Origin of the sequence: Corynebacterium sp. HMSC062A03 (assembly GCF_001811145.1) — a bacterium.
Taxonomy (GTDB): Bacteria; Actinomycetota; Actinomycetes; order Mycobacteriales; family Mycobacteriaceae; genus Corynebacterium; species Corynebacterium aurimucosum.
The window spans coordinates 103,188-128,038 of record NZ_KV803707.1 but is presented as its reverse complement, the minus strand read 5'-3'; the positions used below and the strand labels follow the sequence as shown (position 1 = coordinate 128,038).

The window sequence follows — 24,851 nt, the reverse complement described above, 5'->3', positions numbered from 1 at the left end:
CGACAAGTAAAGGGATATCTACTGATGACTGGCAAGGTTACCGGCAGCAGCAAGAACATGATGCTCTTCACCGGGCGCGCTCACCCGGCGTTGGCTGAGGCTGTGGCCAAGGAGCTCAAGACCGATCTGGTTCCGACCACCGCCCGCGATTTCGCCAACGGTGAGATCTTCATTCGCTTCGAGGAGTCCGTCCGTGGTGCAGACTGCTTCGTGATGCAGTCCCACACCCAGCCGCTCAACAAGTGGCTGGTAGAGCAGCTCATCATGATTGACGCGCTCAAGCGCGGCTCCGCCAAGCGCATCACCGCCATCCTGCCCTTCTACCCGTACGCACGCCAGGACAAGAAGCACCTGGGCCGCGAGCCTATCTCCGCCCGCCTAGTGGCAGACTTGCTGGCCGCTGCCGGTGCCGACCGCATCGTGTCCGTGGACCTGCACACCGACCAGATTCAGGGTTTCTTCGATGGCCCGGTTGATCACATGCACGCGATGCCGATCCTGACCGACTACATCAAGTCCAAGTACCCCATGGACAACCTGGCCGTGGTCTCCCCCGACGCCGGCCGCGTGAAGGTGGCGGAGAAGTGGGCACACGAGCTTGGTGACGCTCCACTCTCCTTCGTTCACAAGACCCGCTCTACCACCGAAGCCAACAAGACTGTGTCTAACCGCGTCGTCGGTGACGTGGAGGGCAAGGACTGCATCCTGCTCGATGACATGATTGATACCGGCGGCACCATCGCGGGCGCAGTCCGCGTGCTCAAGGAAGCCGGCGCCAAGTCCGTGGTTATTGCCTGTACCCACGGTGTCTTCTCCGACCCGGCTCGCGAGCGCCTGTCCGAGTGCGGCGCTGTCGAGGTCATCACCACCGATACCCTGCCGCAGTCCACCGAGGGCTGGGACAACCTTACGGTGCTGTCCATCGCCCCGCTGCTGGCCCGCACCATCCACGAGATTTTCGAGAACGGTTCTGTGACCACGCTGTTTGAGACTCACTAGATTTGGTTCTGCGACAACGCTGCTGCTAAAATCTTGTGCGTCTCGGCGAGGGAGAAATCCGTTATCGACGCGATAGCACAAGTTAAGCAGTGAATCTTGTATTTAAGCCTGCGATGACTCGTCCAAGACGTCCATCGGCAGGCTTTTGTCGTATCTACACGGTCCTTCAACAGCCCTTGCCGCACAACGATACTTTTAAGGAGATTTACTTATGGCTTCTGAGCGCCCCGTAGTGAAGGCTGAAGTCCGTTCTGAGTTTGGCAAGGGCTTCGCTCGCCGTCTGCGCGCTGCCGGCAAGGTCCCGGGCGTTGTCTACGGCCACGCCGTCGACGTTCTGCACTTCGCCGTTGACCGTCTGGAAATGACCGCAGTCGTCCGTAACCAAGGTGTTAACGCCGTGTTCGAGCTGGAGCTCGAGGGCGAGCAGCACCTCGTCATGGTCAAGCACATCGACCAGAACGTCCTGACCTTCAACATCGACCACATCGACCTGCTCTCCATTAAGCGTGGCGAGAAGGTTGAGGTTGAGGTGCCGCTCGCCATCGAGGGCGAGCCGGCTCCGGGCCTCATGTTCATCCAGGATGCCGACGTGCTGCTGGTCGAGTCCGACGTACTCAACATTCCGGAAGAGATCGCCGTGTCCATCGAGGGTCTCGAGGATGGCACCGTGGTCACCGCTGGCGACATCACCCTGCCGGAGGGCACCACCCTCGTGGCCGAGGAAGACACCGTCATCGTCTCCATCTCCGAGCCGGAGGTTGATGAGGACGTCGAGGCTGCTGCTGAGGCTGCCGAGGAAGGCGGCGCTGAGGCTGGCGCCGAGTCCGTAGATGAGGGAGCTTCCGAGGAGAAGAAGGACGAGGAGTAAATCCTCCCCCCTCACCTATTTAGCGCACCGCGCCTGTTCCCCTACTTTCTGGGGCGGGCGCGGTTCGCCGTTTTAGCCCTCGCGCTGTTTAGAATGGGCAGCGTGAATTCTTCTCCCTTTCTCGTCGTTGGTCTAGGAAACCCCGGACCGAAGTACGCCGGTACCCGCCACAACATTGGCTTTGACGTGGCTGATGAACTAGCCCACGAGCTGCTGACTTCCTTTTCCGTTCATAAGAAGACAAACACGGATGTCGCCGAAGCGCGGCGTGGGGACGCCAAGGTGATCGTCGCCAAGCCGCGCAGCTTTATGAACTTGTCCGGCGGCCCCACCAAGGCCCTTGCCCAGTACTTCAACGTTCCGCATGATCACATCATCGTTGTCCACGATGAGCTGGAGCTTGACTTCGCCGCCATCAAGCGACGCCTCGGCGGCGGAGACCACGGCCACAATGGCCTGCGTTCCACCACGAAGTCTTTGGGTACTAAGGACTATCAGCGACTTTCAGTGGGTATAGGCCGACCACCTGGCCGCATGGACCCAGCCGCGTTTGTTCTCAAGCCGTGGAGCAAACAGGAAGCCCAAGAGATTCCCATCGTCTGTGCTGATGCGGTAGATGAGATTCTTCGCGCGTTAGACTAGCCGGCATGAAGCTCGCTACTCTCCGCACCAGTTTTGGCACCTGCGCTATCCGTATTGACGGCCCCAACGTGGGCACCGAACTGGATTATGAGGATGTCGGCGAATTGCTGGCCAGTCCAGACTGGCGTAAAGCCGCGCAGCTCTCCGGCGAGCCGGTGGTTTTTGACAACGCCGACCTCGCCCCCGTCCTCCCGAACCCGGGCAAGATTATCTGCGTTGGCGTCAACTACGCCAAGCATGCGCGGGAGATGGGGAGAGAACTTCCCACACAGCCCACGCTCTTCATCAAGTTCCCGGAGGCTCTGACCGGCCCCTTCGACGATGTCTATATTCCGGACTATGCCACGAAGAAACTGGACTACGAAGGAGAGCTCGCCGTAGTCATGGGCCGCCGCGCGCACCGGGTGAGCGTGAAAGATGCGCTGGATTACGTGGCTGGCTATGCCATTATGAACGACTACACTCTGCGGGATTATCAGCGCGCAACTACGCAGTTCCACGCCGGCAAATCCTTCTACCGCACCGCTGGATTTGGACCATGGTTGACCACGGCTGATGAATGGGCCCCGGGCAAAGCCGCACGGCTTAGGACGAGCGTCGACGGCGACGTGCGCCAAGATGACAACACTGATGATCTCATCTTCTCCGTGGCCGAGCTCATCGCCTTCTGTTCCTCCCTCTACCCTCTTAATCCGGGCGATGTCATTGCCACCGGAACCCCGGAAGGCGTGGGCTTCGCGCGCGGTGACCAGGCGCTGCTGGGCGACGACTCCCGCACCCGCATCAGCATCGAAGGTCTTGGGGAAATCGAAAACATCACGCGCTTCGGTGAGCCACCCGCTGCTGGTGGCTGCGGCGACGACTGCTCTTGTCACGGCCGTTAACATTCAGGCCACATACAGGATCTTCAGCGAACACGGCCTGATTTCGATACGGTGGAGCCCACATTTCCCCCGATTAACTGAGAAGGATGAGCCTTAGTGACTCTTCGTTCCCGCTTTACCGCCGCCGGCATCGCGCTCTTCGTGAGCACCGCGCTGGTTGCGTGCTCTTCAAATAAAGAGGCCGATCCCGCCCCGACGCCGACTCCCGCGCCTGTGGAAACCGTGACGGAAACAGCCGCAGCGACAGACACGGATGCGGACGACGATGCCGATGCTCAGCAGCCTGCGGACACGGCTGGCGCTGGGGCCACTGGAAACACAGAAAACTCCGGGATGCTCAGCGGCGACGAAGCATTCAAGAAAGCCTTAGCCCACGCCGGCGTTGATGCCCAGGCCGTCACGGAAAAGGAAGTCGACTACGACGATGGCGACGACGGCAAGGGCCCGCACTGGGAGATTGAATTCAAGGCCAACGGCCAGGAACACGAGCTGGATGTCGACGCCGCCAGCGGAGCGGTAACGCAACACGAGGTTGACTGATCACAAGCTCCATCAGACCCACATTTCTAACCCCCGCGGTTAGTCATTTTCCCAGCTAAGGGGTAAATTTAAAGGTATGAGTTCACAGTCTAAGAAGTCTGCCACCAAGCCGCCGAAGCTTGACAAGCAAGCCTATGAGGACGAGCTTAAGCGCCTCCAAGCCGAGCTCGTCGAGATGCAGCAGTGGGTCGTTGAGACCGGTGCCCGCGTGGTCATCATCATGGAAGGCCGCGACGCCGCCGGCAAGGGTTCGGCCATCAAGCGCATTACGCAATACTTGAACCCGCGTACGTGCCGCATCGAAGCGCTGCCCAAGCCCACCGACCGCGAGGCGGGCCAGTGGTACTTCCAGCGCTACGTTGAGAAGCTGCCTACCGCTGGTGAGATCGTCATCTTCGACCGTTCCTGGTACAACCGCGCCGGCGTGGAACGCGTCATGGGCTTTTGCTCCCAGCAGGAGTACGTGCGCTTCCTCCACCAGGCCCCGCAGCTAGAGCACATGCTCATCGAAGATGGCATCATTCTGCTTAAGTACTGGTTCTCCGTCTCTGACGAGGAGCAGCTCGCGCGCTTTAAATCCCGCCGCAACGATCCGCTGCGCCGCTGGAAGCTCTCCCCCATGGACCTGCAGTCCATCACTCGCTGGGAAGACTACTCGCGTGCCAAGGACGAAATGTTCGTCCACACGGACACCCCCTCCGCCCCCTGGTACACGGTCGAATCCGAGGATAAGAAGCGCTCACGCATCAACGTGATCAACCACATCCTCAAGATGGTTCCCTACCAGCACGTGGAGCAAGACGTACCGGAAATTCCGAGCCGCCCCGATCTCGAGGCCGAATACGTCCGCCCGCCGCGCAACGACTTTGCCTACGTCCCGGATGTCGCAGCCGACTTGGAGCGTGCCAAGGTCAATGGCAACGGCAAGAAGCAGGGCAAGAAAAAGAAGGCCAAGAAGGACAAAAAGAAGAAGTAGTACTTTCGACATGTACTACCATGGCCGACTATGAGCTCTTCCCGCACCGCGCGTACCTTTCTGTCCTCGGTGCATTTGGGGGACGCGCTACTCGCAGGAGTCGCGGGGCTCGTAGCGGCCTTTTATTGTGCCTTGGCATTTTCCTCCCCCGGAACGGTGGAAGTTGTCGAGGCTCTCTTGTCGCTACTGTTCATACCGCTTTTCTTAGTCTGGCGCTCGAAGCCTGTCGTGAGCGCAACAGGATTCCTAGTTCTGCTCCTGGCCTGGGCTGTCATATGGATGAACCAGCTCCCCACCAATAGCGGCCTCACCCCATGGGCGTTGACCGCCCCCATGGCCGTGTACACCACCTCGCGGTACATCACCCAGAGGCTGATTCCGCGGGTGGTTCTGTTCATCACCGTGATCGGTACCTTTATCTCCCCCTTCATGTGGCGCATCGACACTGAGACCTACCTTCTGCGCTATGAGGTCGACACACCCTTCCTTGCCATGGTGGTGGCTCACTGGGCGGTGCTGGGAAGCACGTATTTCATCGCTGCCCGGTATTTTGACCGTGATCGCCAACGGGAGATACTAGCGCGCGAGCGCTTCCACCAAGCACAAGAAGAAGAACGCCTCCTCATTGCACGGGAACTTCACGATGTCCTTGCCCATTCCCTCACCCTGATTAAGGTTCAGGCTAATGCAGGCATCATTGCAGCGACTGCGGACTCCGGCGCGGCTGAAGAAGCACTTCTTTCGATCCGCGATAATGCGGATACCGCCCTGCGCGAGGTTCGCGGAATCGTCGCTGCCTTGCGCTCACCCCGACCCACGGCTCTGGAGCCTGCTCAACAACTTGAGCACATCGAAGGAATCCTCGAAGGCTTCCGCGCTGCTGGGCTGAAAGTCGACGCAAACCTCCCAGCTGAATACGCCGTGCCGTCGTTGGTGCAGATGGCATTGGTGCGCATTACCACGGAGGGCTTGACGAATGCTCTGCGCCATCAGGGCGTCGGCACGCATGTCGTGGTTGAGCTTGTACTTGATGACGCCGCCGCGCTCACCCTCACCTCCACCAATCTTCATCCCACGCCAAGCAACGTCGCGGGCAGCGGCGTGGGCTTAGTCGGAGTGGCGGAACGAGCCCGTTCGCTCGGCGGTCGCCTCGACTATTCCGGCGATGCTCATTCCTTTTCCTTGCACGCACAGATACCGATGAAGGAGACCAAGGATGCCACACAGCAGATCTAGAATCCGCGTCTTATTGGCCGATGATCAAGCAATGCTGCTCTCAGCGTTGTCTACCATCCTCACTGCGCAAGAAGACATCGAGGTCGCGGCCACCGCGGCCACGGGGGCGGATGCCGTGGCAGCAGCACTAAGCCACCACATTGATGTGGCTATCCTCGACATTCGCATGCCCGGCATGGACGGCATCGGAGCGGCTCAAGCCATACTCGAGCGCAAGCCCGAGTGCCGCATCATCATGCTCACCACATTCAATGATGAAGAACTCGTGGCGCGGTCCATCTCCGCTGGCGCCCACGGCTTCCTGCTGAAGGATGCCGACCCAGAGGTTCTTGTGACCGCCGTTCGCAACGTGGCGCAAGGAGAATCGGTGCTGGCCGCCGGGGTAACCGGCCCAGTGCTGGAGGCTTATCGCTCGGCGCTGACGCGCGAAAACCTCAGCGCCCAGGAACGCCAAGGACTCAGTCTTGTAACACGCCGCGAGATGGAAGTGCTTTCGCTCATCGCGCGTGGTGCTACAAATGCGGAGATAGCCGCCGACATGGTCATCGCAGAAACCACGGTGAAAACTCACGTCTCCGCGCTCATGTCTAAACTCGCCGCACGTGACCGAGTGGCCCTCGTTCTCTTAGCGCAGCGTGCTGGGGTTGCCTAAGCTCCTACCACGGTAGGAGGTCTGCTCGCTGAAGACCATCATGCAGGCGGATTCCTTTATGATGAGCCCCGGCGATACTGCATTTTATGAATTGCGATATCTCTTTTGAGCACATCTCGAAGTCTTTTGGTCTGCAACGAGTCCTCGATGATGTTTCCTTCCGCATCTCCCCGGGCCGCGTGCATGCGCTCCTCGGGCGCAACGGGGCAGGAAAATCGACGCTCTTTTCCATCCTCTTAGGTCTCCTGCCGCCTGACTCAGGCTCCATCAACGTGGCGGGCCAACCTTGGAACCGCAATGTGCTTCGCCGCATTGGTGCCTCAGTGAACGGGCCAGCCTTTTATGGCCATCTGTCTGCCTCGGCGAATCTTCGCGTTCACGCTCGACTTCTGGGCCTTCCTGATTCCGAGTTTGACCGGGTTCTCTCCATCGCTGGGCTCAACGGCGTTGGCTCCAAGAAGGCGAAATCCTTTTCCACTGGTATGAAGGCCCGCCTGGCGTTAGCGCAAGCTCTCCTCGGCGATCCAGAGGTACTTGTTCTTGATGAGCCCCAGAATGGCCTCGATCCCCAAGGCATCATGGAATTGCGAGAGCTACTACAACAACTAGCCGCGGCTGGGCACACCGTTATCGTCAGCTCCCACCAGCTTGGAGAGGTCCTGCACCTTGCCCATGACATCACCGTCTTGGCCGAGGGCACGATTCGCTATTCCGGTTCCCTGCACGAGCTAGCTCCACGTGGTCAGTTGGAGGAGGAATTCTTCCGACTTACCTCACCTGGCCACCCCTCCCAAGCGCCTACCAACCGGGAAGGAGAGTCACGTGCCTAAGCACACTACTGCTCCTCGCCCGAGTTACCTTTCAGCAGAACTACTGCGCAGCCGTGGAAGCACCTTACAGTGGTTGCCTTTACTTGCTCTACCGCTGGTCATCATGACGGTGATCTTCTCATCTATGGCATCGGTGCACAGTGATGCCACAGGCGTCTTGACTTGGCAATCCTTATTTGTTACTGGCATGTACGCCCCACTTGTTGCGCTATTCGCTGCGATCCCAGAACACCGTGAAGCCGTTACCCGCAGCGGCGGGACGCAGTGGAGAAACCTCAACCCGCGTCGGGAGAACGCTGTCCGGCTTCTCGTCGTCATTGCCAGCATTGCGCTCTTCCACATGCTGAACTTTGGTGGTTCCTGGCTCGCTGTCGCCATTCAGGGGCGCGAGAACCACGAGCTTATCCTCGTAGCCGGGCTTTATTCTTTCCTTGGTGCACTTGGCATTGCCGGGCTTTCCGCTGCCTGTGCCCGCCGACTGGGCTTCGCCTTTACACTGGTTGCTGCGGCCCTGTGGCAAATACTCAGCATCCTTCCGAACACTGTTGAATCAGGCAAGTGGTGGGCCTTTCCCCCAGCATGGCCACAACGACTGCTTTTACGCGCATTGCGTATTCACCAGAACTCGGTGCCGCTTGAACCACACGACCCACTTCTAAACAGCAGTCCACTACCGGCTTTCATATTGTGCGTCATCCTCGCCGTGCTCGGAGCATTAGCCGCGGTCTACACGCCGCGACGATACCGGCCAATGTTCTCGCTGCGACACCGTTTCGCGCGTTTTACAACGGCCCAGGCTGACGCCGACGTGGCTGATACCACCGTGGAAAAAGCCCAAGTATGGCAGCCAACGAACCACCCACGTGCGGCGGCACAGTCCTCGCTGTGGTCTACGCTGCTAGGACTCCACCGTGCAGCTTTTAGCCCAGCGGTTTTCTCTTGCCTGATGCTCAGCACTCTGGCGCTAGGCTTTGTCGCCCTGCAATATCCTGCTAACTACGTCGAAGGTTTCTTTTACTTCTTTCTGCTGCCGGTCGGCGCAGGTATTTTGCCTGTCCTCGTATGGCCGCGCATGTCAGATTCGTGGCCGCTGGTGTATATGGAAACACGGTTCGGTACACCCGGAATCCTCATGTGGTTTTTGTCCGTCATCGTGGCGGTTTGCGCTGCCGCATACCTGGCCAGCGCGCTCGCAGGTGGTGATGGCGCTGCACAGTTTTCCGCTTTGCCCCTTGCGGTTGGGGTGGGCTATGTCATCGCAGCTGTATCACTCATTCTGGTGATTCGCTTCGGCACTGTGAGCGCTATCGCTCTCACAATCGTAGGGACGATTGTCTCCGTCACCTTGGGCGGCGATGTCTTGGCAGATACCGGTCTGTGGGTACTCGCCTTCCCCGCCTGGCCTTTGGTTGCGCACTCACCTTTGCGCTATGCCGTCGCTGTGCTGTTGGCCGCAGTGCTTGGTGTGGCCGCAACATTGCGCGCACGGCATTTACTCCATACTCGAGCGCTGTCTTCCCGCTAAAACTGACCAATCTGTCGAAAACAGTCTAGATTTTTCGGCCCCTACTTTTGGCAGATCGGGCAGTTGTGCGTGTGAAGCATCCTGGCAAGCTTAGGGATGAATCGATAACGACCCCAAAACAACGAAACACCGCCCGCGCCATGTGGCGAGAGCGGTGTTAGCTATCTAGCTCTTAGAGCTCAGAAACATCGACGCGCTTCGGGTAGACCACCGGGCGGGCACCGGCCATGTCCTCGACGATGCGGATGACCTGGTTGGAGTAGCCGAACTCATTGTCGTACCACACGTAAAGCACGAGGTGCTTGCCGGAGGAGATGGTGGCGAGACCATCGACCACACCGGCGTGGGTAGAGCCCACGAAGTCAGAAGACACAACTTCCGGAGAAGCGATGTAGGAGATCTGCTGGCGCAAGTCAGAGTGCAAGGACACGTTGCGCAGGAAGTCATTGACCTCGTCGCGGTCAGCTTCCTTCTCCAGCTCGAGGTTGAGCACAGCCATGGACACATCCGGGGTGGGAACGCGGATAGCGTTACCGGTGAGCTTGCCCTCGAACTCCGGCAGAGCCTTGGACACGGCCTTGGCTGCACCGGTTTCTGTGAGCACCATGTTCAGGCCAGCTGCGCGACCGCGGCGGTCACCCTTGTGGAAGTTATCGATGAGGTTCTGGTCGTTGGTGAAGGAGTGTGCGGTCTCCACATGGCCATGAACCACGCCGTAGCGGTCGTTGATGACCTTGAGCACTGGGGTGATGCCGTTGGTGGTGCAGGATGCGGCGGAGAGGATCTGGTCGGAGTCCTCGATGTCGCCGTGGTTGATGCCGTAGACAATGTTCTTCAGATCGCCCTTGCCCGGAGCGGTGAGCAGCACGCGAGCCACACCCTTGGACTGCAGGTGCTGGGACAGTCCCTCACGGTCGCGCCACACACCGGTGTTGTCGACGACGATGGCGTTGTCGATGCCGTACTTGGTGTAGTCAATGTCCGCCGGGTCATTGGCATAAATCATCTGAATCTTGGTGCCGTTGGCCCAGATGACCTCGTTCTCCTCGTCAACAGCGATGGTGCCGTTGAAGGCACCGTGGACGGAGTCACGGCGCAGGAGGGAGGCGCGCTTGAAGATGTCAATGTCGCCCTTCTTGCGCACGACGATAGCGCGCAGGCGCACGCCGCCGTAGGCAGCCTCGCGGGCGATGAGGATGCGAGCCAGCAGGCGGCCGATGCGACCGAAGCCGTAGAGAACGACGTCGGTGGATTCCTTATCCACACCGGCACCGACGAGATCGACGAGGGTCTCCTCGAGGTAGTTGCGCAGGTTATCGGAGCCGGATTCCTCGAAGCCAGTGGCCAGGCGGCCCAGGTCAATGGAAGCGGTGCCCAGGTTCATCGAGCACAGTTCCTTGAGAATAGGCAGGGTCTCTGCGGTGGAAAGCTCGCGCTCAGCGATGCGGCGGGCGTAGCGGTGCGCCTTGATGATGTCGATGTCGGTCACGCCGATGAGCAGACGGCCGTAGATAGAGGTGACAACGTTATTGTTGCGGTGCAGCTGGTGGATGAGCGGGATCATCTCTTGGGCCAGCTCCAGGCGCTCGTTCCAATCCTCGTGCCCAATGTGCGCGTTCGAAGTCACGTGCTTTGTATCCTTTACTCGTCAAAAAGGGTGTAAAACTCTGTCCATCCGTAAATATTAACCCTTATTCATGCCCGTTTGGGTGTAGTTGAGCGAGGATCTCCGCCACACTACCCCCGCGAAGTTTCATTACATCAACACCGACGAGGCAATAGTCCACGTCTGCGTCGAGCTGGGCACGGCGAGGTTTCAGTAGCGCGTTGAGATAGGGGTAGACCAAAGGCAGGTTCGGGTGTGCCCGTGTGTAGGCGGTCTCCAGCCCGCGGGCATAGCGCCCAGAGAACGCCCGGGTGGAGACGGTCTTTCCACCGCGGCGCAGAAGTCCCCGGTTGTGCTCACTCGTCCCGGCCTCCTCGGAGAGCAGGAAGGCGGAACCACAGCTGACTGCTTTTACCCCCGGCCAGGCCAGGGCCGTGGCAACATCCTCTGCGGTGCGCAGACCACCCGCGGCAATGAGTGGAAGGTCCGTGACCTGGTGGACCGCCGCGACAAGTTCTTTAAGTGGGCGCTGATCCGGTTCCGCACCCGGGTCCCACACGCCGCGGTGCCCGCCCGCTTCAGGCCCCTGCACGCACACAACATCGACGCCGCGGGCACCCGCGGCTTGCGCCTCCTCGGGGGTGGTGACCGTGGTCCACGCCTCTGCCCCAGCGGCATGGATGCGTGCGATCTCTTCCTCACTAAAGACGCCGAACATCGACCACAGCACCGCTGCCCCGCCCTCCAGCGCGGCCTCGAGCTTGTCCTGCCAGCCGAAGTTTAAGGAGACGTCGCCAAGCACGGCGTTCTCTTCGGCGGCAAGGGACTGCGCAGCCGCGAGCTCCGATTCTGTCAGCTCCCTCTGCGGATAAAAGAGGTTGACGCCGAAGCGCGTGCCGGCGCACGCAGCGATGGCCTCCCGCGCGGCGTCTACCGAAGAGCTCCCCAGGCCCAGTGCCCCAAAGGAACCAGCCACCGCAGCGGCGGTAACCAGTTCAGGTGTGGTGGGCCCGCCCGCCATCGGGGCAGGTAGGACGGGGCAAGTGATAGTCTCAAGAAGTTGACTCATGGTTACCCAGCCTAAAGAAAGCCATCAAGGGAGTAGTTGTGTCTGCCATCCGTGACTTTTTCACCCGCCTCTTTGGCCGCGCCGGCGAAGCACCGAATAAGAAAACACAGAAGGCCGCGACCTCCGGATTAAACCCGGCGGATTTAAGCGCCGAGTGGCTCATCGTGGGCTTGGGCAATCCCGGCGCGAAATATGCCGCAACCCGCCACAACGTGGGGTACATGGCGGTAGATGATCTCCTCGCCGAATCTGGTGACATGCTTGAGCCTGTCACAGGGCACCAGCTCAGCGCTGCACAGCTTGAGCTCGGTGGCACGAAGGTCGTGGTGCTGCGCTCGCACACCTACATGAACCTCTCTGGCGATCCGATCGCCCCGCTGGCCACGCAGCTGGGGGTTGCGGCCGAGAACATCATCGTCATCCACGATGAGCTCGACCTGCCCGTCGGCAAGGTGCGCATTAAAAAGGGCGGTAACGAGAACGGCCACAACGGTCTGAAGTCGCTGAGCGAGCGCCTGGGCACGCGCGATTACCTGCGCGTGCGCATCGGTATCGGGCGCCCGCCGAAGGGTGGTTCCATCCCGGACTGGGTGCTCGCGCCTGTCGATGCCAGCGCTGAGCTCGATTCCACCATCGCCACTGCCGCTGAGGCTGCACGCCTCATCGTGACTGAGGGCCTCACCAAGGCCCAGCAGGAAATCCACTCCCGGTCGAAATAAACCCCGGCGCGCCTTGGCTCAACGTCCTACACTGTCCAAGTATGAGCCGCACGAGCCACAGCCTGCCATCGCATAACGCCCCTCGAACTATCGTCATCACCGGCGCCTCGGACGGCGTGGGCGCGGCCGCTGCCCGTATCCTTCACCAGCGCCGCCCGCAGGATTCGCTGGTTCTGGTAGGCCGCAATCCGGAGAAGACGCAGGCTGTGGCCGAGGAGATCGGCGCTGACTTTCATGTGGCCGATTATGAGTCTTTGGGCCAGGTGCGCCGGCTCGCCGAGGAGCTGAGCCAATACCCGCAGATCGATGCCTTGGGCAATAACGCCGGCGGCATGTTCGACGGCCCTTTTGCCACCGCCGATGGCTTCGAGCGCACGTGGCAGATCAACGTCGTGGCCCCGTTTCTGCTGACCTCCTTGCTGCGCGATACGCTGCGTGCCAGCAACGCCACCGTGGTGCAGACCGCCTCGTTGGCCAACATGCTGTATTCCTCTTTCGACCCCGGTGACCCGAATACCTTTGAAAAGTTCAGCGCCGAGCGCGCCTATGGCAACGCCAAGTTAGGCGATATTCTGTTGACCCGTTACCTCGACTCCCACGGGCTTACCTCCGTGGCCTTCCACCCGGGCATTTTGAATACTGGCTTCGGGCATAACTCAACGAGCAGGACGAGCAAGCTGTATTCGACCACTGCGGCGAAATACGTCTTGGGCAAGGCGGACAAGGGTGGGGAGAACTTGGCCTACTTCCTCAGCGGCACACCAGGCATCCATTTCAACTCCGGCGAGTACTACAACCAGAAGCGCAAGCCAGGCCTGCAGCGGCCGATTGCGAAGAAGCTCTCCGTGGCCCGGCGCATCTTTGATGATCTGGGCCGCCAGCTCAATGTGGAGTGGTAGCAGCCAGCGGCTAAACTAGCCCGCATGAGTATTGCCTCCGAAGCTTCCCGCCGCCGCACATTCGCCGTCATCGCCCACCCGGATGCTGGTAAGTCCACGCTAACGGAGGCGCTGGCGCTGCACGCGCACGTCATCAACGAGGCCGGCGCGGTGCACGGCAAGGGCAACCGCAAGTCCACGGTCTCTGACTGGATGGAGATGGAGAAGGAACGCGGTATTTCCGTGGCCTCCTCCGCGCTGCAGTTCGAGTACGCGCCCGAGGGTCATGAGGGCGAGCCCTACATGATCAACCTGGTGGATACCCCGGGCCACGCGGACTTCTCGGAGGATACCTACCGCGTGCTCACGGCGGTGGATGCTGCTGTCATGCTTATCGACGCCGCCAAGGGCCTCGAGCCCCAGACCCTCAAGCTCTTCCGCGTGTGTAAGGCCCGCGGCCTGCCGATCATCACGGTGATCAACAAGTGGGACCGCGTGGGACGGGAACCGCTGGAGCTTGTCGACGAAATCCTCAACGAAATCCAGCTGCAGCCCACCCCGCTGTACTGGCCGGTGGGTATCGCCGGCGACTTCCGCGGTCTAGCCCACATTAATGATGATGGTGAGGCTGACGAGTACGTGCACTTCCTGCGCACCGCTGGTGGTTCCACCATCGCCCCGGAGGAGCACTACGAGCCTGCGGAAGCCGCCGCGAAGGAAGAGGATGCTTGGGAGACCGCTGTGGAGGAAGCGGAGCTACTGGCCGCGGACGGCGCCCTGCATGACCAGGAGCTCTTTGAGCAGTGTGTGACCTCCCCGCTCATCTTCGCTTCCGCGATGCTGAACTTTGGCGTGCACCAGATTCTGGATACGCTGTGCGCGATTGCCCCGGCTCCGCGCTCTCGCGATTCGGATCCGCAGGCCATCGAGGCCGCTACCTCCGCCATCGATGAGGTCCGTGAGGTCACCGATGAGTTCTCGGGCGTCATCTTCAAGGTGCAGGCAGGCATGGACCGCAAGCACCGCGATAACTTGGCCTTCATGCGCGTGGTTTCCGGTGAATTTGAGCGCGGTATGCAGGTCAACCATGCCCAATCCGGCCGCAGCTTCTCCACCAAGTATGCGCTGACGGTCTTTGGCCGCACGCGTGACACCGTGGATACGGCCTACCCGGGTGACATCGTGGGCTTGGTCAACGCCGGTTCCTTGGCACCAGGTGACACGATTTACACCGGCAAGAAGGTGCAGTTCAAGCCCATGCCGCAGTTCGCTCCAGAGGCTTTCCAGATTTTGCGTGCAAAATCCTTGGGCGATTACAAGGCCTTCCGCAAGGGCCTGGACCAGCTGGCGGCAGAAGGCGTGGTCCAGATTCTGCGCAACGATACGCGCGGCGATGCCGCCCCAGTCATGGCCGCGGTGGGCCCCATGCAGTTCGAGGTCATGCAGGCCCGCATGGAGATCGAATACAACGTGGAGACCATCACCGAGCCCATCCCCTACTCGGTGGCGCGCCGCACCGATGCCGAGTCCGCGCCCGAGCTGGGCCGTCAGCGCGGCGTGGAGATCTTCACCCGCAGCGACGGCGAGCTCATCGCACTCTTTGGTGATAAGTGGAAGCTGGCCTTCATTGAGAAGGAGCACCCAGAGCTCACCATCGAAACACTCGTGGCGGATTAACTTTCACGCCCTTGTTGGGTGACCCACCCGACGGTACGATTGGATAGAAATTCGTACACCAATAGGTAGGTCACCATGAGCTCTCCACTCACCGGACTATCCGTCCTCTTCCTCGGCGGCATCGGCCCCGGCCCCTTTGCCGCGATGATGCTTGCGGATATGGGCGCTAGCGTTACCCGCGTGGTCCGCCCAGGAAATCCTCCCGCTGTGGTCCCGCACAGCATCCTCTACCGCGGGCAAGAAGTTCTAGAGGCAGACCTCAAGGATCCAGCAGACGTCGACAAGCTGCGTGAGCGCCTAGCCACGACCGATATCCTCATCGAAGGTTTCCGCCCCGGTGTCACTGAGCGCCTTGGTCTAGGCCCAGAGGAGGTGCAGGCGATCAACCCGGCGCTGGTCTACGGGCGTATCACCGGCTGGGGCCAATCCGGCCCGCTCGCCCACACTGCCGGCCACGACATCAACTACATCGCGGTCTCCGGTGCGCTGCACCCCATCGCAGCAAGCGACGGTACTCCTGTTCCACCGGTCAACTTCCTCGGAGACTTCGGCGGCGGCGCGATGTACCTGGTAACAGGCCTTCTGGCGGGCGTGCTGCAGGCAAAGAATACCGGCCGGGGCTGCGTGGTGGATGCCGCTATTGTCGATGGTGCCGCCAACCTCACCGCCATGCTGCATGCCTTCCGCGCCGAAGACCAGTGGCAGGAACGCGGGACAAACCTTCTAGACGGAGGCGCTCCGTTTTATAGCGTGTACCGCACGGCTGATGATCAGTGGATGGCCGCCGGTGCCATTGAGCCGCAGTTTTATGCGCTCATGGTGAAAGGACTCGGCCTTGAAGAGGAACTAGGCCGCTACGAGCAGAACGACCGCGACGCGTGGCCAGCCATGAAGGAGATCATCGCGCGGCGTTTTGCGAAAAAGACCCAAGCGGAATGGATCGAAATCTTCCGCGGCAGCGATGCCTGTGTCACCGAGGTTGTCTCCCCCGAACACGTTCTGGAACACCCGCACCTTGCCGCGCGCGACACTTATGTGGACGCCGAGGACTACACGGAGCCGGCCGCGGCGCCACGCTTTCTCTAGCTCAGTTTTCTAACTAAGGCCCGGGATGAGCGCGTTGATGCCGAGCATCAACGCCAGCGTTGCCAGCGGGATAACGATGGTCACCACGGCAACATCCTTATAGGACAGACGGTGCGTCATACCGCACACAATCAACATGGTGAGTACCGCACCATTGTGCGGCATGGAATCGAAGGACACCGAGGCCATCGCAGTCACGCGGTGCATCAGCTCGAGGCTAATGCCCTGTTCCGTCGCTAGCTGGGCGAGTTGATCACCCAGGGTCTGCATCGTGATGGATAGACCACCCGAGGAGGAGCCGGTAATACCGGAAATGACGGCGGTAGACACCGTGGAGACCACCAAGGCATTATCGGAGATCCCCATCATGTTGCTTTTAACCACGCTAAAGACCGCCAGGGCGGCAATCACTGCGCCATAGCCCACCTCCGAGGCCGTGGTCAGGCACGGCAGAATAGCGTTCTTGGCGCCATCGGAGAATTCCTTGACGGACTCTGCAGCCCGCTTGGGGAACATCGCCACGATGACGAAGACCGCGCAAGCTAAAGCGACCGTCGGCGACCAAATACCCAACAACGAATCGAGATCGGTCTCGCCGTATTTCTCTTCGCCAAGATAAGACGTATCCAGAACCTTGGACACGCCGTAGACCATGGCGAAGTTCACCGCGATGACAACGGCGATGGGAACTAGGCCCAACAATCCCTGCACGTGGACGGAGGGTTCAGTTTCTGCCCGAGCATGAGTAGAAACGCGGCCACCGGAGTTGGTGTCGAAGGATTCTCCACCGATTTCTACGCTGGCTTCTTCCCCGCTGTCGCCGATTCCCTCGGGTGTTTCGATGACCTTGCCGTCAGCATCGAGCGGCTCAAATGTTTCCCCACCCGCGCGCAGGGTGCGCACGCGGTACTCCAGCCACGCGGTTCCCACCGCCAGCATGATCGCAGAAGAGATGAGACCGAAGAGGGGTGCCGCGTAGACGTTGGTACCGAAGTAACTGGTGGGGATTGCGTTATGGATCTGCGGCGAACCGGGAAGCCCGGCCAGTGCGAAGGAGATGGTTCCCAGCGCAATCGCTCCGGGCATGAGCCGTTTGGGGATCCCAGATTCCTTAAACAGGGCGGTCGCGATGGGCACGATGGTAAAAGCCACAACCCACGCAGATACACCGCCATAGGTGAGCAAGGCTGTGGCGACGACCGTCGAGAACATCGCGCGCTTTGGCCCGAATAACGCGGTAATCCCGCGAGCTAGGTACCGGGCAAGCCCCGTGGAAGTCATGAGGAAGCCGAAAATCGCGCCGAAGAGGAAGAGCGGGAAATACTTGGTCACGAAGTTTCCGGCTGCCGGCATAAAGATCTGGGTATAGGTAGCCAGGATCGGCTCCCCAGAGAAAACCACCGCGATCAAGGCCGCGAAGGGGGCGACGACCACCACGGAGTGCCCGCGGTAGGCCATCACGACGAGGAAAATCAGGGAAAGAACCACCCCGATGAATGAGATAACCATAATTTCTACCTCACTGTCTTGGTCATCTGAGGCAAGAGGGCGAATCACCCTTCCTGCGCATGCGTCGCCGGTACCATGTCCTCTATGGAGGAGAAAACAGCTTCGACGCGGGAGAGAATTCTCGAATGCTCACGCGAGCTTTTCAGTGAGCGGAGCTTCTCACAGGTCTCAATGAAAGACATCGCGGAGGAAGCGAATGTTTCTGTCGCGCTGATTGTGAAGCACTTCCACAACAAGGAAGGGCTCTTTGAGGCCACGGTGGATTTCACTGCTTCCTCGGCAGCGCTCTTTGCCGGTCCCTTCAGCGAATTAGGCCGCACCGCGGTGGTTGAAACCCTTACTGCTCCACACAACGCGCCCTACTCCATGGCCCGGACTATTTCCGTGGCGAGCGGTGACTATCAGACGCTCGGAGCCATTGGTAAGAGAATTAAATCCGACTTGCTGGAGGTCTTGGCTTCTCGGATTCGTGAAGAGTCCGGGAAGCACTCGCCTTCGCCGGAGCTGCGGGCCCAATCCGCGCTGGCCCTTCTCATGGGACTGTCGTTCATGCGGCGTTTTGGTGATACCGAGTTTGCGGCCTTTCCTACCGAGGAACTCATCGAGTACTATGCCCCGCTGCTCCAGGGCATCCTCGACGGTGGCCAAGCGCCCTAGCGCTCTCAGCAGGCTAAAGCGCCTAGGAGGCCTTAGAAGCACTTAGGAGCGCTTAGGCTGTTCCTTTGGAACGAACTTCGGAAATGATGGCGGAGAAGTCGAGGCCGCCGTGGCCTTCGTCCACAAAGGAGGAGTACTGCTCCTCCGCAATCCGGCCCAGGACAGTGTCGGTCTTGGTGTCTTCCGCCGCGGCCATGGCCAGTTTGAGGTCCTTGAGCATGAGAGCGGCGGCGAAACCTGGCTTGAAATCGTTGTTCGCCGGTGAGCTCGGCACGATATCCGGAACCGGGGCGTTGACGGACAGCGACCACGAATTGCCGGTGGCGTTGGAGACGACGTCGTAGAAGGCTTGGTGATCCAACCCCAAGCGCTCGCCGAGGACCAGAGCTTCAGCTAGGACAATTTGTTGGACCGCGAGGATCATGTTGTTGCATGCCTTGACCGCTTGGCCGTTGCCGATGTCACCGCAGTGGGTAACAGACTTGCCCATGATGTCGAGCAGCGGTTTGACCTTCGCAAAGTCTTCGGCTGTGCCGCCGACCATGAAGGCGAGCGTTCCCGCGGCAGCCCCGGCGATGCCGCCGGAGACCGGCGCATCAAGAAAGGCGGAGCCAGCCTTGCCCACCGTCTCCGAAAGCTCACGTGCTTCCGCGACCGCGATGGTGGAGACATCAACGTAGGTCTTTGCATCCTCGTTGGCTGCGAGGACCGACTCGATGACCTGCTTGACCAGCCCACCATTAGGCAAACTGGTAAAGACTACCTCGGCGCCCTGCGCGGCTTCCTCCGCGGTCTCGATGATGGTGACACCTTGCTCGGCGGCGCGCTCCCGAGCCTCTTCCACGACGTCGAATCCGCGGACCTCGTGCCCGGCCTTCGCCAAGTTGACGGCCATAGGGCCGCCCATGTTGCCCAATCCGATAAACGCGATAGTCGTCATTGTGTTCTCTCCTTACATGACCGGCATGGTGAACTGGGGACCTGCGGACTCATCACTAGGCCAGCGCGAGGTGATGGTTTTAGTCTTGGTGTAGAAGCGGAAGGAGTCCGGACCGTGCTGGTTGAGGTCGCCGAAACCGGAGGCCTTCCAGCCGCCGAAGGTGTGGTAGGCAATCGGCACCGGAATCGGAACGTTGACGCCCACCATGCCGACCTGGACGTTCTTGCAGAAGTCGCGGGCCGCGCCGCCGTTCTGGGTAAAGATGGCGACACCGTTGCCGTAGACGTGGTCGTTGGGGTAAGACACGGCCTCTTCCAGGGTTTCGGCGCGGACCATGACCAGCACCGGGCCGAAGATTTCCTCGCTGTAGACGGACATGTCGGCGGTAACGTTGTCGAAGAAGCTCGGGCCGGAGTAGAAGCCGTCCGCGAGGGAATCCTCGTTATAGGTCTTGTCAGACATGTCCAACTCGCGGCCGTCGGCAAGCAACGTGGCTCCTGCCTCCACGCCCTCGGCGATGAGCCGGTGTACGCGATCGCGTGCCTCTGCCGTGACCAAGGGGCCATAGTCGGCCTCAGGATCGAGGCAGTGGCCTACCTTAAGTTCTGGAATCTTGGCCAGGATGGCATCGCGCAAACGGTCTGCCGTGTCCTGTCCCACGGGGACTACCACGGACAGGGCCATGCAGCGCTCACCCGCGGAGCCGAAGGCAGCGCCCACGATGGCGTCGGCGGTGGCGTCAATGTCGGCGTCGGGAAGCACGATGGCGTGGTTCTTCGCACCGCCGAAGCACTGAGCGCGCTTGCCTGTGGCCGCGCAGCGCTCGTAGATGTACTGCGCAATCGGCGTGGATCCGACGAAGCCCACGGCCTTGATGGTGTCGGAATCGAGGATGGCATCGACTGCCTCCTTGCCTCCGTGCACCACGTTGAGAACGCCGGCCGGGCCGCCTGCCTCAATGAAAAGCTCCGCTAGGCGTACCGGTACGGAGGGGTCGCGCTCAGAAGGCTTGAGCACGAAGGCGTTGCCCGCTGCCAGTGCCGGGCCGGCCTTCCACAGCGGAATCATGGCCGGGAAATTGAACGGGGTAATACCGGCGACCACACCAAGTGGCTGGCGCATCGAGTAGGTATCGATACCGGTGCCAACCTCCGAAGAATACTCACCCTTGAGCTGGTGCGGGGCGCCAAGCGCGAACTCCAGCACGTCGACGCCGCGCAGCACGTCTCCCTTAGCATCCGGGAAAGTCTTACCGTGCTCCAAGGAGAGCTGCGTGGCCAGTTCATCCATGTTCTCGTGGATGAGACGGATCCATTCCATGATGATGCGGATACGCTTCTGTGGGTTTAGTGCTGCCCAGCCTGGCTGAGCCTTCGCGGATTCCGCGATGACGCTGTCCACATCGGCCTTGTTCGCCAGAGCGACGGCGGCCTGCTCCTTGCCGGTCGAAGGGTTCAGGACGGGCTGGGTGTTGCCCGACGTCCCCTCGAACGTTTCTCCATTGACATAGTGATACACAGTGCGCATGTCGCGTCTCCTTCCTGGAACCTCCGGCTCCTTCTATGGCTTGGGTCACACACTAACCGCAGTCCACAGCCACACGCCATGGATTATGAGACATAAAACACTATTCACCCCCTAGAGTGAGTTGACATACACGCTTTGTCCTGCACTTTCCCCATACGCCTCCCCTCGAAGTAGTGGGGTGAATGCCATTCACCTGGCCTGTGCCCGAGAAAGCGCGGGCTAAGGTGATGACATGGACCACACGGAGCAGCCTGCGACCACCACCCCCGACGGGCCCGGACTAACGAGCTGGGAAGCCGATGTCATCCTCAACGATGGCGATATCGCTACCCTGCGTCCCATCACGCCGGGCGACCGCGATGCCATTCGCGCTTTCTATGATCGCGTCTCGGATCAGTCGAAGTATCTGCGCTTCTTCGGCACGCACCCCACGCTGACCGACGATGACCTAGACCGCTGGCTCCACACAGACGGCTATGACAAGGTCACGCTCGTCATGGTGGAGCGCGGCAGTATCGTGGCGGTGGCCGGATACTCCATTGTCGAACAGTTCTTGCCGGCGCGCGTGGGCGATGTCTCCTTCCTAGTCCAGGATTCCCACCACGGCAAAGGCGTAGCCAACATCCTTCTTGAACACCTGGCGGAGATCGGACGCGAAGGAAAAGTGGAGCGCTTTTTCGCAGAGATGCTCACCCAAAACCGCAGGATGGTGCAGGTCTTCGTGCGTGCAGGCTACTCCGCGAAGCCGGAGCTTGAGGATGGATTCATTCGAGTGGATTTCCACATCGCTCCGAATGAGAATTCCCGCGATGTTATGGAACGCCGCGAGCTGCGCGCCGAAGCCAACTCAATTCACCGTTTGCTCACCCCAAGCTCCGTGGCGGTGGTTGGCACGCTCTCCAGCCAGCAACTGGGCAGCGCCGGCTTCACTGGTTCACTGCATCACCTGCACAGCGTCGATGAACTCCATGACCTTGCTGAACCGGTAGACCTCGTTGTCATCGAATTTCAAGGGCGTGGCGGCGCCAATGTCATGGAGGCGGCTGCCGCCGCAGGCGCTAAAGGGGTCATCGTCATCTCTCGCAGCCAGAACCCTAACCTTTCGCGCGAGGAAGCCCGCGACATCGTACTCGCGGCTAGGGACTACGGTCTGCGCGCCCTCGGCCCCGCTGCCTTGGGCCTCATCAACACCGATGACTCGGTTCGCCTCAACGCAAGCCCCGCGCCCATGCCACGGGCCGGCCAAGTAGGGCTCTTTACCCAATCGGCTGGCGTGGCGACACTGGCTCTATCCCATGCGCTGCAACTTGGCTGCGGTTTAAGTAACTTCATCGCCGCTGGTTCCTTCGCCGATGTCACCGGCAATGACGTCATGCAATTCTGGAGCCAAGATGAAAACACACGCATCTGCCTGCTTTCCCTCGACTCGATTGGTAACCCGCGCAAATTTTTCCGCGTTCTGCGCCGCCTAGCGCTGGACAAGCACGTCGTGGTGTTTCTTCCTTCGCGCGCGCTGAAATCCGCCCGGCACTACGCAGTCGATGGACTGTCTGCGGCCAGTCCGGCCGCACTGGATGAGATCATCCGCTACACCGGAGCTATGGTGGTCACCCGCCGCGATGCCATGCTTGACATCGCCCAGCTCCTCGCGCGCCAACCCGTGCCGCAAGGCCGTCGAATTGCCGTGATGTCGAATTCCTCTGGACTGACCGCGCAGATGGAGCAGGCAGCCTGGCGCTTCGGACTGCGCCCCCGCGCTACCACCGTCGTCGACGATCCCGCTCCCGCCATCACGGAACAGGCCCGGGCAGCTGTAGCGGACCCGAATATTGACGCGGTGTTGTGTGCCGTCGTAGAAGTCGGCGAGTTTATCCTCAAGGATGCTTATTCAAGTTTGTCGCAGCTGGCATCCACGACGACGGATACCCCGCTTATCGCCAGCTTTGTTGGCTTCGACGTCCCCGATTTCCGCACCGCTCCGGGCCCAGAGAAACCCGGCCAGCTGCCGGTGTTTGACACCTATGCTGACGCCATCGAAGCATTAGCGACCATCATCGATAACGAACGCCGACGCGCCCTCGCCCGCCCCAACCCTGCCGATGAATTCGCCACCAGCGAGGGTCTGGCTGAAGCACGCGGGGTCGTTGCGGAGGTGCTTCTGGATTCGCCCACCGGGAGGTGGGCAACCGATGAGGAGTGCGCGCGAATTCTGAGCGCCTATGGCATCGACATTGTTCCTTGGAATCCGGTCAGCACCCTTGAGGAGGCCATTGCGGCTGGGCACGAGTATGGATGGAATGTGGTCCTCAAGTGCACCTCGCAGATAGTGCGGGGCCGCTCGGAACTTCCCACTGTCGTGCGCAACATCCATGACGAGGAGTCCATGAAGCGCGCGTGGAGCACCATCACTCAACTCACGCGTGATCTCCACTTAGGCGAGGATCCTGCCATCTTGATACCGGTGGTACAGCGCATGGTCACGGCGGGCGCCTCCCTTACTCTGCGGGCCATCGAAGATCCCGTTGTGGGCCCGATGGTTTCTGCAGGTTTCTCCGGACTGCCCTCGGATCTGTTGGGGGACGTCGAGTGGCGCGTGCCTCCGCTACGCCGAACGGATGCCCTGGACATGCTCAGCTGCTTGAAGGCCTCTCCCCTGTTGACCGGCTATCGCGGTACCAAGGCCGCCAAGCTACATCGCGTCGAAGAGGTCATGATGCAGCTGGCACAGCTCAAAGACGACATTGCCGCACTCGTTGACATCGAGCTCTCCCCTGTCATCGCCGGGGTGACACAGACTGATGTGGTGGGGGCCCGCATGCGCATCGCCCCGCTGGGTGATGTCCGCGATCCCCTCGCGAGGTCCTTGTCATGAGTCAGTCAAAACCGCTGCTTTTCGCTTCGGAGGAAATGTACCGCTACTCGCTTGGTCCAGAGCATCCGATGGGGCCGGACCGGGTCGCCGCGGCGATGTCACTGGCTCAGCACTTCGGCGTGCTCGAGGAATTCGATATCGAGTGCCCCGACCCGCTGAATACCTCACACTTGCAGCTCGTGCATAGCCCCGACTACATCGCCGCCACCCGCGCCGAAGTGCCCTCCAAACGTTTTGGGCTGGGCACCGAGGACAACCCGATTAGCCATGGCTTGTCGACGGTCGCCGCGCGCATCGCCGGCGGTACCCTAGCGGCCGCACGGGCTGTGTGGGAAGGTCGCGCACCACGCGCAGTCAACCTATCCGGCGGGCTGCACCACGCGTTTGCCGATTCCATGTCGGGGTTCTGTATGTACAACGATGCCGCGATTGCCATCCGGTGGCTGCTGGCTCACGGTGCCCAGCGCGTGGTCTACCTTGATTTAGACGCTCACCACGGCGACGGCGTGGAGAAGATCTTTTGGGACGATCCCAACGTGCTCACGATTTCAGTGCATGAATCGGGACTCTATCTTTTCCCTGGCACGGGCTATGCGCACGAGATTGGCGGACAGGGCGCGGAAGGTACCGCCGTCAACGTGGCCCTGCCCCGTGGGGTTACGGATGAGGAATGGCTGCAGGTGGTCCACGCTATCGTCCCGCCACTGCTCAAGAAGTTCCGCCCCGATTTCATCATTTCCCAACACGGCGCGGATCCGCACCGTTCGGATCCCCTCGCTGACCTAGAGCTCACCATCGATGCGATGGCGCGGGCGTACCGTTCGGTGGCGGTGTGGGCGCAGCAGTTTGTGGCTGGGCGGTGGGTCGCCCTTGGTGGCGGCGGATACCAAGTCGATGCCGTCGCACGCGCGTGGACGCATGTACTCGCCGCGGCCGCCAATGTGGAGCTCACTGCCTCCTCCCGGATGCCAGGCGGCTGGGAAGGCTCCCCTACTCTGGGCGATGAGGGCTCGGGCGCCACCATCGAGGACTTCGACCCCACCAAGGTCATGGCAGAGAGGCCGCACGCAGCGCTGGTGCAGACCACGCGCGCCATCTTCCCCTACTGGGGTTTACCTGCTTATGGTTAGGCCCCGCGTGGGGCCTTAGCACTGAATAC

Annotated in this window: 22 protein-coding genes; 17 read left to right on the top strand and 5 right to left on the bottom strand. The window is 60.7% G+C overall.

Translation table 11 applies throughout. From position 1 onward, the window contains the following. The first annotated feature begins 24 nt into the window (after positions 1-24). The 10 genes from HMPREF2781_RS11760 (at position 25) to HMPREF2781_RS12365 (ending at position 9,152) form a co-directional block, all read left to right on the top strand. Positions 25-999: a ribose-phosphate diphosphokinase gene (locus HMPREF2781_RS11760; protein WP_070529220.1), complete on the top strand. Its 975-nt coding sequence runs from the start codon at positions 25-27 to the stop codon at positions 997-999. A 211-nt stretch (positions 1,000-1,210) separates the two neighbouring features. Next, complete coding sequence (locus tag HMPREF2781_RS11755) at positions 1,211-1,867, top strand: 50S ribosomal protein L25/general stress protein Ctc (protein ID WP_070646264.1); 657 nt, start codon at positions 1,211-1,213, stop codon at positions 1,865-1,867. A 93-nt stretch (positions 1,868-1,960) separates the two neighbouring features. After that, the gene (gene pth, locus HMPREF2781_RS11750) at positions 1,961-2,509 is read left to right on the top strand and encodes an aminoacyl-tRNA hydrolase (RefSeq protein ID WP_070646261.1); all 549 of its coding nucleotides are present in this window, start codon (positions 1,961-1,963) and stop codon (positions 2,507-2,509) included. Positions 2,510-2,514: 5 nt separating this feature from the next. Beyond that, a complete protein-coding gene (locus HMPREF2781_RS11745; RefSeq protein ID WP_070646260.1) occupies positions 2,515-3,393 on the top strand; it encodes a fumarylacetoacetate hydrolase family protein in 879 nt (292 codons plus the stop codon). Positions 3,394-3,489: 96 nt separating this feature from the next. Beyond that, positions 3,490-3,933 carry a PepSY domain-containing protein gene (locus HMPREF2781_RS11740; RefSeq protein ID WP_246817254.1) on the top strand — a complete coding sequence of 148 codons (444 nt, stop codon included), beginning with the start codon at positions 3,490-3,492 and terminating at the stop codon, positions 3,931-3,933. A gap of 76 nt (positions 3,934-4,009) precedes the next feature. Next, a complete protein-coding gene (ppk2, locus tag HMPREF2781_RS11735) occupies positions 4,010-4,909 on the top strand; it encodes a polyphosphate kinase 2 (RefSeq protein ID WP_070646257.1) in 900 nt (299 codons plus the stop codon). A 30-nt stretch (positions 4,910-4,939) separates the two neighbouring features. After that, on the top strand, positions 4,940-6,145 hold the full coding sequence (locus HMPREF2781_RS11730; RefSeq protein WP_070646254.1) for a sensor histidine kinase: 1,206 nt from the start codon (positions 4,940-4,942) through the stop codon (positions 6,143-6,145). Further along, positions 6,126-6,797 (top strand): response regulator, encoded by a 672-nt coding sequence (locus tag HMPREF2781_RS11725; RefSeq protein WP_070520856.1) that lies wholly within the window; start codon positions 6,126-6,128, stop codon positions 6,795-6,797. Before HMPREF2781_RS11730 ends, HMPREF2781_RS11725 begins: the two co-directional genes overlap by 20 nt. Positions 6,798-6,883: 86 nt before the next feature. Further along, positions 6,884-7,627 carry an ATP-binding cassette domain-containing protein gene (locus tag HMPREF2781_RS11720; RefSeq protein ID WP_070646251.1) on the top strand — a complete coding sequence of 248 codons (744 nt, stop codon included), beginning with the start codon at positions 6,884-6,886 and terminating at the stop codon, positions 7,625-7,627. A gap of 187 nt (positions 7,628-7,814) precedes the next feature. Then, positions 7,815-9,152, top strand: coding sequence for an ABC-2 family transporter permease (locus HMPREF2781_RS12365; RefSeq protein ID WP_246817253.1), 1,338 nt, complete (start codon positions 7,815-7,817; stop codon positions 9,150-9,152). A 172-nt stretch (positions 9,153-9,324) separates the two neighbouring features. On the opposite strand, the gene HMPREF2781_RS11705 is transcribed toward HMPREF2781_RS12365, so the two are convergent. Both HMPREF2781_RS11705 and HMPREF2781_RS11700 read right to left on the bottom strand, forming a co-directional pair. Continuing rightward, positions 9,325-10,779 carry a glyceraldehyde-3-phosphate dehydrogenase gene (locus HMPREF2781_RS11705; RefSeq protein WP_070646245.1) on the bottom strand — a complete coding sequence of 485 codons (1,455 nt, stop codon included), beginning with the start codon at positions 10,777-10,779 and terminating at the stop codon, positions 9,325-9,327. 64 nt (positions 10,780-10,843) lie between these two features. Beyond that, positions 10,844-11,827, bottom strand: coding sequence for a nitronate monooxygenase (locus HMPREF2781_RS11700; RefSeq protein WP_070646242.1), 984 nt, complete (start codon positions 11,825-11,827; stop codon positions 10,844-10,846). Between the two features lie 38 nt (positions 11,828-11,865). Between HMPREF2781_RS11700 and pth (HMPREF2781_RS11695) the strand changes: the two genes are divergently transcribed. From pth (HMPREF2781_RS11695) to HMPREF2781_RS11680, 4 genes are all read left to right on the top strand, one after another. Continuing rightward, positions 11,866-12,546 (top strand): aminoacyl-tRNA hydrolase, encoded by a 681-nt coding sequence (gene pth / locus HMPREF2781_RS11695; protein WP_070447120.1) that lies wholly within the window; start codon positions 11,866-11,868, stop codon positions 12,544-12,546. Positions 12,547-12,587: 41 nt separating this feature from the next. Then, positions 12,588-13,445 (top strand): SDR family NAD(P)-dependent oxidoreductase, encoded by an 858-nt coding sequence (locus HMPREF2781_RS11690; RefSeq protein ID WP_070646239.1) that lies wholly within the window; start codon positions 12,588-12,590, stop codon positions 13,443-13,445. Positions 13,446-13,469: 24 nt separating this feature from the next. Further along, positions 13,470-15,101 (top strand): peptide chain release factor 3, encoded by a 1,632-nt coding sequence (locus HMPREF2781_RS11685; protein WP_070646236.1) that lies wholly within the window; start codon positions 13,470-13,472, stop codon positions 15,099-15,101. Between the two features lie 75 nt (positions 15,102-15,176). Continuing rightward, positions 15,177-16,187, top strand: a complete 1,011-nt coding sequence (locus HMPREF2781_RS11680) for a CaiB/BaiF CoA transferase family protein (RefSeq protein WP_070646232.1) — start codon at positions 15,177-15,179, stop codon at positions 16,185-16,187. 9 nt (positions 16,188-16,196) lie between these two features. Here HMPREF2781_RS11680 and HMPREF2781_RS11675 read toward each other — a convergent pair whose 3' ends face one another. Then, positions 16,197-17,696 (bottom strand): GntP family permease, encoded by a 1,500-nt coding sequence (locus HMPREF2781_RS11675; RefSeq protein ID WP_070646229.1) that lies wholly within the window; start codon positions 17,694-17,696, stop codon positions 16,197-16,199. Between the two features lie 75 nt (positions 17,697-17,771). On the opposite strand from HMPREF2781_RS11675, the gene HMPREF2781_RS11670 reads away from it, so the two are divergent. Then, positions 17,772-18,353, top strand: a complete 582-nt coding sequence (locus HMPREF2781_RS11670; protein WP_070447129.1) for a TetR/AcrR family transcriptional regulator — start codon at positions 17,772-17,774, stop codon at positions 18,351-18,353. Between the two features lie 52 nt (positions 18,354-18,405). On the opposite strand, the gene mmsB is transcribed toward HMPREF2781_RS11670, so the two are convergent. Beyond that, positions 18,406-19,293, bottom strand: coding sequence for a 3-hydroxyisobutyrate dehydrogenase (gene mmsB / locus HMPREF2781_RS11665; RefSeq protein WP_070646226.1), 888 nt, complete (start codon positions 19,291-19,293; stop codon positions 18,406-18,408). Positions 19,294-19,305: 12 nt separating this feature from the next. Next, complete coding sequence (locus HMPREF2781_RS11660) at positions 19,306-20,820, bottom strand: CoA-acylating methylmalonate-semialdehyde dehydrogenase (RefSeq protein ID WP_070646223.1); 1,515 nt, start codon at positions 20,818-20,820, stop codon at positions 19,306-19,308. Positions 20,821-21,052: 232 nt separating this feature from the next. Between HMPREF2781_RS11660 and HMPREF2781_RS11655 the strand changes: the two genes are divergently transcribed. Together HMPREF2781_RS11655 and HMPREF2781_RS11650 are read left to right on the top strand one after the other, a co-directional pair. Further along, on the top strand, positions 21,053-23,692 hold the full coding sequence (locus tag HMPREF2781_RS11655; RefSeq protein ID WP_070646220.1) for a GNAT family N-acetyltransferase: 2,640 nt from the start codon (positions 21,053-21,055) through the stop codon (positions 23,690-23,692). Next, positions 23,689-24,822 (top strand): acetoin utilization protein AcuC, encoded by a 1,134-nt coding sequence (locus HMPREF2781_RS11650; RefSeq protein WP_070646217.1) that lies wholly within the window; start codon positions 23,689-23,691, stop codon positions 24,820-24,822. Before HMPREF2781_RS11655 ends, HMPREF2781_RS11650 begins: the two co-directional genes overlap by 4 nt. Positions 24,823-24,851 lie beyond the last annotated feature (29 nt).